Origin of the sequence: Eubacterium sp. CAG:161 (assembly GCF_000432355.1) — a bacterium.
Classification (GTDB): domain Bacteria; phylum Bacillota; class Clostridia; order Lachnospirales; family Lachnospiraceae; genus Eubacterium_G; species Eubacterium_G segne.
The window spans coordinates 13,796-26,370 of record NZ_HF991859.1 but is presented as its reverse complement, the minus strand read 5'-3'; the positions used below and the strand labels follow the sequence as shown (position 1 = coordinate 26,370).

The 12,575-nt window shown below is 36.0% G+C and carries 10 protein-coding genes; 8 read left to right on the top strand and 2 right to left on the bottom strand.

The genetic code is table 11. From position 1 onward, the window contains the following. On the bottom strand, positions 1-718 hold a 718-nt coding region (locus tag Q5O30_RS04320; RefSeq protein ID WP_302674575.1), incomplete at its 3' end, for a CapA family protein. A 192-nt stretch (positions 719-910) separates the two neighbouring features. Here Q5O30_RS04320 and Q5O30_RS04315 point away from each other — a divergent pair. The 4 genes from Q5O30_RS04315 (at position 911) to Q5O30_RS04300 (ending at position 8,630) form a co-directional block, all read left to right on the top strand. After that, on the top strand, positions 911-2,506 hold the full coding sequence (locus Q5O30_RS04315; protein ID WP_021952529.1) for a peptide chain release factor 3: 1,596 nt from the start codon (positions 911-913) through the stop codon (positions 2,504-2,506). A gap of 57 nt (positions 2,507-2,563) precedes the next feature. Next, a complete protein-coding gene (locus tag Q5O30_RS04310; protein ID WP_021952528.1) occupies positions 2,564-3,382 on the top strand; it encodes a MoxR family ATPase in 819 nt (272 codons plus the stop codon). A gap of 34 nt (positions 3,383-3,416) precedes the next feature. Then, positions 3,417-4,595 (top strand): VWA domain-containing protein, encoded by a 1,179-nt coding sequence (locus Q5O30_RS04305; protein ID WP_118589717.1) that lies wholly within the window; start codon positions 3,417-3,419, stop codon positions 4,593-4,595. 258 nt (positions 4,596-4,853) lie between these two features. Continuing rightward, positions 4,854-8,630, top strand: coding sequence for a glycosyl hydrolase family 18 protein (locus Q5O30_RS04300; protein ID WP_021952526.1), 3,777 nt, complete (start codon positions 4,854-4,856; stop codon positions 8,628-8,630). A 102-nt stretch (positions 8,631-8,732) separates the two neighbouring features. On the opposite strand, the gene Q5O30_RS04295 is transcribed toward Q5O30_RS04300, so the two are convergent. Beyond that, on the bottom strand, positions 8,733-9,047 hold the full coding sequence (locus Q5O30_RS04295; RefSeq protein WP_021952525.1) for a helix-turn-helix domain-containing protein: 315 nt from the start codon (positions 9,045-9,047) through the stop codon (positions 8,733-8,735). Between the two features lie 317 nt (positions 9,048-9,364). On the opposite strand from Q5O30_RS04295, the gene Q5O30_RS04290 reads away from it, so the two are divergent. The 4 genes from Q5O30_RS04290 to mscL all read left to right on the top strand — a co-directional run bounded on the left by Q5O30_RS04290 (position 9,365) and on the right by mscL (position 12,563). Next, positions 9,365-11,212, top strand: a complete 1,848-nt coding sequence (locus Q5O30_RS04290) for a family 16 glycosylhydrolase (protein WP_021952524.1) — start codon at positions 9,365-9,367, stop codon at positions 11,210-11,212. A gap of 187 nt (positions 11,213-11,399) precedes the next feature. After that, positions 11,400-11,714 carry a coagulation factor 5/8 type domain protein gene (locus tag Q5O30_RS04285; protein WP_021952523.1) on the top strand — a complete coding sequence of 105 codons (315 nt, stop codon included), beginning with the start codon at positions 11,400-11,402 and terminating at the stop codon, positions 11,712-11,714. Positions 11,715-11,867: 153 nt separating this feature from the next. Next, entirely contained in the window at positions 11,868-12,020 is a 153-nt protein-coding gene (locus Q5O30_RS04280) for a hypothetical protein (protein ID WP_186840622.1), read from the top strand. A 108-nt stretch (positions 12,021-12,128) separates the two neighbouring features. Continuing rightward, a complete protein-coding gene (gene mscL / locus Q5O30_RS04275) occupies positions 12,129-12,563 on the top strand; it encodes a large conductance mechanosensitive channel protein MscL (protein WP_021952522.1) in 435 nt (144 codons plus the stop codon). Positions 12,564-12,575: the final 12 nt, after the last annotated feature.

Below are 12,575 nucleotides of genomic sequence, written 5' to 3'. Positions count from 1 at the left end.
AATCACTTTTTTTAGATGCCTTATCTACTGTCTCTTTAATGGAAGGAATAGCATAAGTTCCATACATGCTGGCACATATTATTCCGATTTTATAACCATCTTTTTGGTAGTAGACAATTTTCCCTTCCTCACCCCATTTAACGTTGGCTGCATCAAGGGCATTGCGGGTATCCTCATGTCCCTTTGCACCATAGTCATTTATGTGATTATTGGAGATAGAAACAAAATCAATTCCCCCTTCCCTTAAAATATTGGCATTTTTTGCTTTACTTTTAAACCAATAAGCTTCAACTTTCGGGTCTGTATATTGACCTTTGTCGCTAACCTTTAAATTCTTCGAGTCAGAAAACACGTTTTCGCAGTCTCCAATAGTGAAATCATCTGAAAGAAAATAAGAGCTTACTTTTTCAAAAAAATAAGAAGCAGGTTTTACGTCAGCCACATCGTTAAAAGTATTTTCGTAATAAGCATTTTCATCTGTGGCACAAAGACAGTCCCCAATAAAGCTAAGGGTAATAGTTGTGTCAGAGGGTGTGGTTTCTTCTAAAGATGTAGTTTCAGAAACAGTAGTATTAGTAGTGGTCACTTTTTCAGTTATCCTATTGTCAGCTTTCTGGTCAACCTCAGTTACAGGCTCATGCTTTAAATGGTTAAAAGCAAAAAGAACAAGGATACATAATCCTACAAATATAGGTACCTGAATTAAATATTTTTTCATATAATAATCCCTTTCATTGTTTTTAATTATAGAAATATCTGTTTATTTTATAGTACCATAAATATTAACATAAGTGTTGGCAGAAAATAAAATATACGTTATACTTTTAGAGGTGCTTTTTCCATAAAAACAGCGGAATTCAGAAAAGGGCACCTAATTAGGGAAAAATTAATCTAAGAATGGAGATTAACAATGGATATAAACATAAAGCAACAAATAGAAAACAGAAGAACCTTTGCCATAATATCCCATCCGGATGCAGGAAAAACAACTCTTACAGAGAAATTTCTTTTATACGGAGGAGCCATAAATACAGCAGGTTCCGTTAAGGGAAAGGCAAATTCAAAGTATGCGGTTTCAGACTGGATGGATATAGAAAAGGAAAGAGGTATCTCTGTAACATCATCAGCCCTTCAATTTGATTATGAGGGATACTGCATTAACATATTAGACACACCGGGACATCAGGATTTCTCAGAAGACACATATCGTACATTAATGGCAGCAGATTCAGCAGTAATGGTAATTGATGCGTCAAAGGGTGTTGAGGCACAGACCATCAAGCTTTTTAAAGTATGTGTAATGCGCCACATTCCTATTTTTACATTTATAAATAAAATGGATTTAGAGGCAAGAGACCCTTATGAATTATTAGAAGAAATTGAAAATGTGTTGGGAATTAAAACATGCCCTATTAACTGGCCTATTGGTTCAGGTAAGAAATTTAAGGGAGTTTACGACAGAAACACCAAGAATGTGTCAATGTTTCAGGCAGTTTCAGTTGGTGGCTCAAAAAGTGCCGCAGAAACTACATACAGCGTAGAGGATGAGGCATTAAAGGCGGAAATAGGGGATGATTTGTATGACCAGTTAATGGAGGATACGGAGCTTCTTGACGGAGCCAGCGAACCTTTTGATCAGGAACTTGTAGATAAGGGAGAATTGTCACCGGTATTTTTCGGTTCAGCCCTTACAACTTTCGGTGTGGAAACATTCTTAGAGCATTTTCTCAAAATGACGGAATCTCCATTGCCTAGAATGTCAAATGAAGGATTAATTGACCCGGTGGAAGAACCTTTTTCAGGATTTGTTTTCAAAATTCAGGCAAATATGAACAAGGCACATCATGACAGAATTGCCTTTATGAGAGTGTGTTCAGGAAAGTTTGATGCCACAAAGGATGTATATCATGTGCAAAGTGGCAAAAAAATGAGATTATCCCGTCCGCAGCAAATTATGGCCCAGGACAGAAAAGTAATAGATGAAGCTTATGCAGGTGATGTTATGGGTGTTTTCGACCCAGGAATTTTCTCCATTGGAGATACCATTTGTTCACCGGGAAGAAAGTTCGCATATGAAGGCATCCCTACATTTGCACCGGAGCATTTTTGCAGATTAGTGGCATTAGATTCCATGAAACGTAAGCAGTTTATGAAGGGTGTAACCCAGATAGCCCAGGAAGGTGCAATTCAGATTTTCCAGGACTACAATTTGGAAATGTCAGAAATAATTGTAGGAGTTGTAGGTGTTCTTCAGTTTGACGTGCTGAAATACAGAATGGAAAATGAGTACGGCTGTGACGTAAGATTGGATTCACTTCCTTATAATTATATTCGATGGGTTAAGGATCAAAGCACTGACCTTAACAGTTTAAAGTGTCCTAGTGATACAAAGAAGGTAAAAGACATGAAGGGCAATCCTCTTATTTTATTTACTAATGAGTGGTCAATAAAAATGGCTTTAGACAGAAATGAGGGGCTTGAATTTATGGAATTTAGTAAAAATTAATAATAATGTGAATGTTAAAATTATGTAAACCACATTAAAAACTGAAAGGAAAATAATATGTCAAAAGAAACAAAATTTACGGGAACAGATACTTATGTGGCATCAGATGATTTGATGGCATCTGTTGAAGTGGCAATGCAGCTTCAGAAACCTCTTCTCATAAAAGGAGAGCCGGGAACAGGTAAAACCATGTTAGCAGAAGCCGTGGCAAAATCTTTGGACAAAGAGCTTCTTATATGGAATATTAAATCTACAACCAAGGCACAGGATGGTCTTTATATTTATGATACCATCCAGAGATTGTACGACAGTCAGTTTGGGGTAGAAGGTGTAGATGATATAGGAAGATACATTAAACTTGGAAAATTAGGGGAGGCATTTAAGAAAGACAGGCAGGTGGTTTTGCTTATTGACGAAATAGACAAGGCTGATTTGGAATTTCCTAACGATTTGCTTTGGGAATTAGATAAAATGGAATTTTACATTAACGAAACAAAGGAAACCGTAAAGGCAAAAATAAGACCTATAGTTATTATTACTTCAAATGCAGAAAAGGAACTACCTGACGCATTTTTAAGACGTTGTATATTCCATTACATTAGCTTTCCTGATAAAAAGCTCATGAAACAGATAGTTGATGCCCATTTTGAAAACCTTGAAGAAAACCTTCTTCAGCAGGCATTGGACACATTTTATCGTATAAGGGATATCAGGGATATAAGGAAGAAACCTAGTACATCTGAATTTATTGACTGGTTAAGAGCCCTTACAATCGGCGGTGTAAATCCTGAGGATATAGACAAAAAACTTCCGTTTTTAGGTGTACTTGTAAAAAAAGATGAGGATTTAGAAACTGTTAAAAGACTAAGCATTTAAAGGAGAATTTATGTTTACTTCTTTTTTCTATACAATGAAAAGTAATGGCCTTGATATATCAACCACGGAATGGCTTACCCTGATGGAAGCCCTTGATAAGGGGCTGGCCAATTCCAGTTTTACGGATTTTTATTATCTTTGTAGAACTATTTTTGTTAAAAACGAAGGGGATTATGATAAGTTAGATGCTGCTTTTCTGGAATATTTTAAAAATATAAAAGAAGACAAAATTAATATGGATAAAATTAACCAGTGGCTTCATAATGGCAGTGACTTAGAGGCTAAAATGACTAATCCGGAATTGTTTCAGGATACAAGAACCAAAAAGGAAGCTAAAGAGGTTCACAGAATGTTTCGTGAAAGACTGGCAGAACAGCATACGGAACATAACGGAGGAAAGTATTGGATTGGTACCGGCGGTGGTTCTTTTTTCGGAAAGAACGGAAGAAATTCCGGAGGTATTCAGCTAGGAGACAAGGCAGGAATGAAAACGGCATTTGCCGTTATGGGTGAACGCCGTTACAAGGATTTCAGACGTGACAAGAAACTTACCATGAGGCAGTTTCAGGTGGCACTTAGGGAACTTAGGCAGTATTCACGTAAGCTTGATTTGCCAAAGACAGAGCTGGATATAGATGGCACCATTGATTCTACCTGTAACAGAGGTGGATATTTAAAGTTGGAGTTTGAGCAGCCAAGGAAGAATACTGTTAAGCTGATGCTGCTTTTTGACAGCGGTGGTTCCATGTATCCTTACAGCGAAATGTGCAATGAGCTTTTTCAGGCAGTTCACAAGGCTAATCATTTTAAGGATGTTAAAACCTTTTATTTCCATAACTGCATTTATGCAAAGTTGTACAAAACTCCTGAGTGTGTTTCAGGAGACTGGATAGATACAACCTGGGCATTTAAAAATTATGACAAGGAATACAAAGTCATAATAGTAGGAGATGCAGGAATGGCTGAGGAGGAATATTTAGACAAAAACGGCAACTATAGCGGGCCTAATAACGGATTGTCAGGTCATGAGTGGATGCAGCTGTTTAAAAAGAAATATCCTCACTGTGTATGGCTTAATCCGTCCTTTCACGGAGATTTGTCAAAAATGTACTGGATGAAGTCGGAAAATATGATAAAAGAAATAGTGGATATGTACCCTCTGTCCGTTGACGGACTGAAAAGAGCAATAAAAAAATTAATGTCAGACAGATAGTTTGTTAATTATTATTACGGGACAAAAACATTTTTGTATGTTTTTGTCCTTTTTTTGCATTTAATTGGTTGATAAAAACAAATAAATACAACTTTTTTGTATAAAGTAGACAAATTAAAATGTGAAAAGAAAACTAAATTTACGAAAATGACGGAGAAGACGTAAAAACATTTTTATCTTATGGAAATTTAATAGGATAGTCTATATAATTTTAGTATACAAATTTTATTTCATGTAAATAAAAAAATGGAGGGAAACATGACATATTTTAAGAAGATGGGGAGGAGAGTATTGGCAATGACAATGGCTGTGTGCCTAAGTCTTGGACTTATTTGCGGTATTTCATTTGTAGGAAATACTGTAAAGGAAGTTAAGGCTGCCGATACAGGTTTTACAAAGAATGATTTTCTTAAATGTAACGGTACTTACATCAAAAATAATTACGGCAAAGGAAGTAACGTTTATTTAAGGGGAACTAACGCAGGAGGAGTTTTCGTTCAGGAAAGCTGGATGAATGCAACTAACGCAGGGGATTACAAAACTACAATGGCTACGTTAAAGAACAGATTCGGAGAAAGTACAATGTATAATCTGTTGGATTTATACGAGTCAAACTATTGGACAGAAGCAGATTTTGATAATTGTAAAAACCTTGGAATGAGCGTTATAAGAGTACCATTTACTTATATGAATCTCTACAGACAAAGCGGAAATTCCTGGGTACTTAAAGACAATGCCTTTAGCAGACTTGACTGGTTTGTAGAGCAGGCATCAAAGAGAGGCATTTATGTAATACTTGATTTACATGGTGCTTTTGGTTCACAGAACGGACAGGATCACTCAGGGGAAGTGATTGATAATGTATCTGATGTTACATTTTTCTCAAATGACACATTGAAAAATCAGACATTGGAACTTTGGAAGGTAGTAGCTGCAAGATATGCAGGCAATCCGGCTGTTGCTGCATACGACACATTAAATGAGCCTGGTGAAAAAGCAGGCACAACTAATTCAAAGCATTGGGCATTTTACAATCAGATGTACAATGCAATACGCTCCGTTGACCCGGATCATATAATTATTATGGAATCATGTTGGGGAACATCAAATCTCCCAAATCCAAGTACATATGGATGGACTAACGTAATGTACGAATACCATCATTATCCATGGGATTATCAAAGTGATTTATCAGGACAGAAAAATGCAGTTGATAATCTTGTAAACAGCGTAAATAATGCAAACTACGGGGTACCTACATATATAGGTGAGTTTACATGTTTTGATTTACAGGATGGATGGACATACGAACTTGACAAGTTTAATAAAGAAGGATGGCATTATACATCCTGGTCATACAAAACCACCAATTCAGGTTCATGGGGCATTTACAAAGAAAAGACTACAGATAAGGTAGATATTTGGAATGACTCAGAAGCAACAATCAGAACCAAGTGGGGAGCAGCATCTTTAGGAACAGGTGATAAAGGCTCTAACGGTTTAGTATACAATGTAATGAAGGTTGCATTGCCTGGAACAGTAGTTATGGCAGATACAGCTCTTACAGATGACAGTTATTTTTCAATTAAGACAAATATTAACGGAAAATATGTATGTGCTGAAAATTACGGCACGACAGCACTTATATCAGACAGAACATCTGTGGGAGAGTGGGAGCAGTTCAGAGTAGTATATAACTCAGACGGAACAGTATCATTCCAGTCAAGGGCAAATAATAAATATTTATGTGCCGTGTTTGATAATACAGATACTGAAAATCCTATTCTTCCAAGAAGCAACAACATTGGAACATGGGAAAAATTCTATGTAGAACAAAACAATGATGGAACATATTCCCTTAGAACATATGTAAATAATTATTATGTTCAGGCAGATATTAATGATACAAATGCAGGAATATTACATGCTATAGGTACATCTGTGGGAACATGGGAAAAGCTGACATTTGAAGCAAAAAATTCAGCAGCCCTTCCTAAGGTAAATGGTGGACAGCAGGAAACTACACAGCCTTCAACAGAAGCACCTACACAGGCACCGACACAGAAGCCTACAGAGACACCAACAGAGGAAGAAGCAAGCGTAGATATTCCTACTACAAGTGGAAAATATGGTAAGAACTTTAAGGCAGTAGCTTATTATCCTAACTGGTATGGTGATTTTACATCAAAAGTACAGTGGGATAAACTTACCCACGTAAACTATTCATTTGCGTTGCCAAATGATAATGGAACCATTGATTCAGTATCCGGTTCTGCCAGTGTTATTAACAGTCTTATATCTGTAGCTCATGCTAATGATGTTAAGGTAAATGTGGCAGTAGGCGGATGGTCATATTCAGACGGAAGAGAGTGTGCAAGGGTATTTGAAAATGCAACAAATACAGATGCAAAACGTCAGTCTCTTGCTAATGCAATTCTTGCAATTGTTGACCAGTACGGATTTGACGGTGTTGATATTGACTGGGAATATCCTACAGCAAGTTCAGCAAGTCAGTTTACATCATTTATGAGATATTTAAGAACAGGACTTACATCAAGAGGTAAAGTTCTTACATCAGCAGTTCAGGCTACAGGTGGCACATACCAGACCGATGAAGTTCTTCAGATGGTAGACTGGATAAACGTTATGGCATACGATGGAGATGCAGGCTCAGGACATTCACCATACAGCCTTATTGTAAATTCATACAATTACTGGCATGGAACAAGGGGAATGGATGCATCAAAGGTAGTTCTTGGTGTACCTTTCTATGAGAGACCTAACTGGGCCTCATATGCAGATATAGTTAATGCCAACTCAGCTAATGCATACAATGATTCAGCTGTTATTAATGGAACAACAGTTTATTATAACGGTATTAATACAATGTCCCAGAAGGCAAAATTCGCAGCAGAAAATGCCGGCGGTATTATGATTTGGGAAATCAGTCAGGATACAACTAACTCAAGCTTAAGCCTTATGAATGCTATTTATAATTCAGCCACGGCAGTAGTTGGAAAGGGCGGAACAACAGCAACAGTTACAGATATTCCGGGAACCATCAGCATTGATTCCTATGGTGATAAAACATCAGGAATTACAATTAACACAGAAGGAAATGTTAAGTATGCCGGAAATCTTGTTAATAATTCATACTTAGATTACTATATTAAGGCAGCACAGAAGGGAACATATACTATTAATCTTCCGTTAGCAGCAGGGGATGCACAGTATAATGCAAAGAACATTATTGTTAAGTTAAATGATACAGTAGTGGCAACAGTTCCTATTACAGCAAGCAACTCATGGACAACATTTGTAAATCACACAGCTGATATTACACTTCCTGCTAAGGGAACCTATAAGTTGTCAATAGTTGCAGACAGTGGAGCATGTAATGTAGCTGATTTAACAGTAAGCAAAAAGGCAGAAGAAACAACAGTACCTGTTACGGAAAAGCCGACAGAGGCACCTACTGAGAAACCAACGGAAGCACCAACACAGGCTCCGGAAGATGATTTTACAATTGAAATTAACGGATATCAGATTAGTACAACTGTAGAAGGTCACAGAGTAGTATATTCAGTGGCAGACCCTAATGACGAAGTTGTAAGCTCAGGTGTGGTATATGGTTTGTCAGATTACGCAACAGCAGCAGATATGGTAGTAAACAGTAGCAATAGTTCAGTTAAGTCATATCAGTCAACAGAAGCAGGTAAATGTCCGATTTCATACAGTACCTTTGAAGGTGGACAGAGCTATACAATGACAATGCAGTTTGTAAATACAGCAAAATACTTCAGTGATAAAATGATGGTAAGAGCTTATGCACAGCTTAGGAATGGTAAATATGTGTATAGTGATGTAAAGACATACACAATTTACTCTATTGCAGATACATTGTATCAGGGAAGAAAGATGAATACTTTCTCAGGTCACAGTTATTTGTATGACAAGATATTGAAAGTTGTAAATTCTAATTATAAAGAAGTAGACTACAATTGGAATGACATAGTTGTAAAACCGGGGAAATAGAAATTTGAATAAACACGGTAATTAAAAAAGCTGTAGTGTGTGGATAACTCCATATGCTACAGCTTTTTAGTACCATAAAACAGTAAGTAGTAACTGTTAATATTACTTCCAAATCTTTATAGTGTTAATAAGTTTAAGTTTGTTTTCATCGCTCATATGTTTAATAAGTCCTATAAGTTCGTTGTCAAGAGCGGTATTTTCGTATTCAGGTTCTACACGACCAACCAGTGAATCAAGAGTAATGTTCATTAACTTGGCATAGTAAATAAGTATTCTAAGTGACATTGCTGTTCTGTTGTTTTCAACATTGCTAATGTAACCGGGAGTCACATTTAAAGCCTCAGCTACCTGAGCCTGTGTTAAATCCATGCTGATTCTTAGTTCTTTAATTTTACCCCCCAGACTTTCGTAATTCATTCTTCTAATCCTTTCAATTAACTTAATAATATTTAAAGTATAAACTGCTTATACGTCACAAGCTAGTATACACTAAAAGAAAAACAATTTGTATATACTAATTATATCTAAAAAATGCTATTGGAAATAATGAAAGTAAAAAAAGGATTTTTTTATTAGAATTATTGGAATAAAAAAGAAAATACAAATAAATTTTATGAAATTTGTACAAATAACTTGATAAAAACGATTTTATTTGTTTATATTAAAGTATATAAATTATGCAAATGTTAAAGGCAAATATTGCCACTTACTAATGTACGAAAGGAACGAAAATTATGAGGATAACAAAAAAGATTACAGCTTATATATTAGCTACAAGTCTGCTATTGTCAGGAATTACTTTCTATAATAATGACCAATCAGAAGTCAAGGCTGCGGTAGGAGACTGGAAAGAAGTATGGAGTGATGAATTTAACGGAACAAGTCTTGATACAAATACATGGACATATGAAATAGGAAACGGAAACTGGGGATGGGGAAATGGAGAAGCGGAATATTACACAGACAGACCGGAGAATATTTCCGTGTCAGATGGTTATTTGAAGATAACTGCAAAGAAGGAAAATTATAAGAATTTTAAATACACATCAGGACGTATTATTTCAAGGGGAAAAAAGAATTTTAAATATGGAAAGATGGAAGCAAGAATAAAGGTGGAAAATGGGAACCAGTCAGGAGTATGGCCGGCATTTTGGATGATGGGTGAAAAAGGTAAATGGCCTGATAATGGAGAACTTGACATTATGGAACATGCCAATGACAGAAATTATGTTGGGGGATGTATTCACTGGAATCCCAACGGATTTGGCGGAAACTATGACCACAGATATCAGGGAGGGGATTACTATTTTAGTGACAATGTAAATAATGGTATTACTAACTGGCATACTTACGGTATTATCTGGGACGAAAAACATATTGAATGGACTGTGGATGGGGTAAGCTATCATACTGAAAAATTCAACAGTAGTAACAGCTATTGTTTTCAGCAGTATCAGTATTTTCTTTTAAACCTTGCTATTGGTGGAACAGGTACACTGTATACAGGAAAGCAGACACCACCTGAGGATTACAAAACAGCAGTGATGTATGTGGATTGGGTAAAGGTATGGCAAAAGGAAGAGGCACCTACCACGGAATACGATGGCCCATATGTTACAGTTACGGAAGATTCTGTAGCAAAATATACCGGCTCATGGTCAGATTTTTTTGGAAGTGGATGGACAGGCGCATCAGGAACCCTTACATCTAACGGAACAATAGCTGATGGATTTACAATTAATGCCACATCAGTGGGAAGAACCGGTGATAAGGACAGCATATGGGGAATACAGGGAAAATTAATGAATCTTAAATATTATCCGGGAAATACATATAAATATAAGTGTACAATTACCTCGGATAAAGATAAAAGAATATTTGTAAAGGTGGCAGATGATGCAGAGGATGCTTTAGCAGGAGGCTACATTACCTTAAAAGCAAATGAACCATATTATTATGAAACAGATGTTAATATTCCTAAGGATTTTGATGGGACAGTAAGTCTTAAGTTTGGTATGGGAATTGCCAATGACGGGGATGTTATTGATGCAGGAAGTTCCCTTAAGGTAAAAGTTGAAAATGTATCTTTTGTTACAACAGCAACAATACCTGATCCTGACTATGTAAACAGTCAGACAACTACGGAGAAGCCAACTGTGGCACCAACAGTGAAACCTACTGAAACTACTAAAAAACAGCAGGAGGAAACTAAAGAAAATATTACGGAAGTTACTACAAAAAATCAGCAGACAGTGACTACAACTAAAAATACATCATATAAAGTAACAAAGCCCGGAAAGACAAAGGTGGTAAGAGCCTTAAGAAGTAAAAACAACAAAAAGATAAGTCTTAAATTAAAGAAAATAAAAGGAGCGTCAAAATACGAGATTAAAGTTTCAACCTCAAAGAGATTTACAAAGAAGACAACTAAGAAAGTTGTGATAAAGTCCGTAAAGAAGGTGATTAAAGGATTAAAGAAGAATAAGAAGTATTACATAAAGGCAAGAGCAATAAAGGTTGTTAATAAAAAGCTTTATCCGGGAAAATGGAGTAAAGTCAAAACAGTAAAGTTAAAAAAATAAAAAAATGTGAGTTTTATAAAAAACGGAGAGTATAAGTGCAAACTTAAAAATGATAAAATAAAGATATCAATATAGACGATTTAATAAAGGTTGAAAGAAATGTGAAAAGGAAGGGAAAAAACAAATCATTCTTTCAACCTTTTTAATTTGTTTTTGCCATATAAAAATTATGGTGGGATTGGTATCCATGATGATAAAAAAGATAATGGCATGTATTATGTCGGTTTGTATGTTTATGTCAATAATATGTACGGAAAACATAAGCACGGCTAAAGGAGCAGAATCCACAACGGTTTATTTTCTGGCAACCTCTGAGTGGTCGGAAGTTAATGCCTACGTTTATGGAAATGCAGAGGCAGCTTCAACTAATGCAGAAGTTTTAGCGAAAAGTCGGACTTACCGTACTGATATTCAGTCAGAGGCAAGTGGCAGACAGGGTGTGAAATTAAAAAATAATGGGGATTATGTTGAATTTACATTACAAAAGCCGGATATTTTTTAATGAAACCCTTAACAAAGGAGAAAAAATAAGACTTCAAAAAGACTCAGGTAATGAAGCAGAATATTATATTATTGATTTTATAGAGTGTGAGATGACAGAAAATGCCCTGAAAAAACCGGGGAATATGTTTATGGTGATGTACATGATTATTCTGTGTATAATGTAGCAGATTATTTGTATCAGAAAGCATGTTCCACAAATGCAGCAGCACATGATTATCTGTACAATAACATTTTAAAGAAAGTATCGCCGGAATACAAAACAGTAGATTATGACTGGGGAAATACAATAGTTCCGGTAAAATAAAAACAAATATATAACCCCTGATTCTTTTACGGAATTGGGGGTTATATATTTGAAATAACTGTGATAATATAAACAGTAGAAAAAATACAAATGACGAGGAGATAATCTATGTTAAAAGAGTTTAAAGAGTTTGCGTTAAAAGGCAACATGATTGACCTTGCTGTAGGTGTAATCATCGGTGGAGCTTTTAATTCATTAGTGACGTCTTTAGTTGACAACATAATAATGCCTGTTATCAGTATCTTTACGGGAAAAATTGATTTCAGCAATCTGTTTTTATCCCTTGACGGAAAAGAATATGATACGTTGGCACAGGCACAGAAAGCAGGGGCAGCCACTCTTAATTATGGAACATTTATTACAGGACTTTTGAATTTCATAATTATGGCATTTGTGGTATTTTTGCTTGTTAAGGCAATGAACAAGTTAAGAACTCATAATGAGGTGCCACAGGAAGCAACTACGAAAATCTGTCCACATTGTAAGTCGGAAATACACATTGACGCAGACAGATGCCCACATTGTACAAGTAAACTTGATTAGGAAATACCCCCG

What these genes read in the sequence shown, in the direction of transcription:
- Q5O30_RS04300 (WP_021952526.1), top strand. Translation starts at nt 4,854, where the DNA reads ATGACATATTTTAAGAAGATGGGGAGGAGAGTATTGGCAATGACAATG.
- Q5O30_RS04290 (WP_021952524.1), top strand. Translation starts at nt 9,365, where the DNA reads ATGAGGATAACAAAAAAGATTACAGCTTATATATTAGCTACAAGTCTG.
- Q5O30_RS04285 (WP_021952523.1), top strand. Translation starts at nt 11,400, where the DNA reads ATGATGATAAAAAAGATAATGGCATGTATTATGTCGGTTTGTATGTTT.
- mscL (WP_021952522.1), top strand. Translation starts at nt 12,129, where the DNA reads ATGTTAAAAGAGTTTAAAGAGTTTGCGTTAAAAGGCAACATGATTGAC.
- Q5O30_RS04295 (WP_021952525.1), bottom strand. Translation starts at nt 9,047, where the DNA reads ATGAATTACGAAAGTCTGGGGGGTAAAATTAAAGAACTAAGAATCAGC.
- Q5O30_RS04315 (WP_021952529.1), top strand. Translation starts at nt 911, where the DNA reads ATGGATATAAACATAAAGCAACAAATAGAAAACAGAAGAACCTTTGCC.
- Q5O30_RS04305 (WP_118589717.1), top strand. Translation starts at nt 3,417, where the DNA reads ATGAAAAGTAATGGCCTTGATATATCAACCACGGAATGGCTTACCCTG.
- Q5O30_RS04310 (WP_021952528.1), top strand. Translation starts at nt 2,564, where the DNA reads ATGTCAAAAGAAACAAAATTTACGGGAACAGATACTTATGTGGCATCA.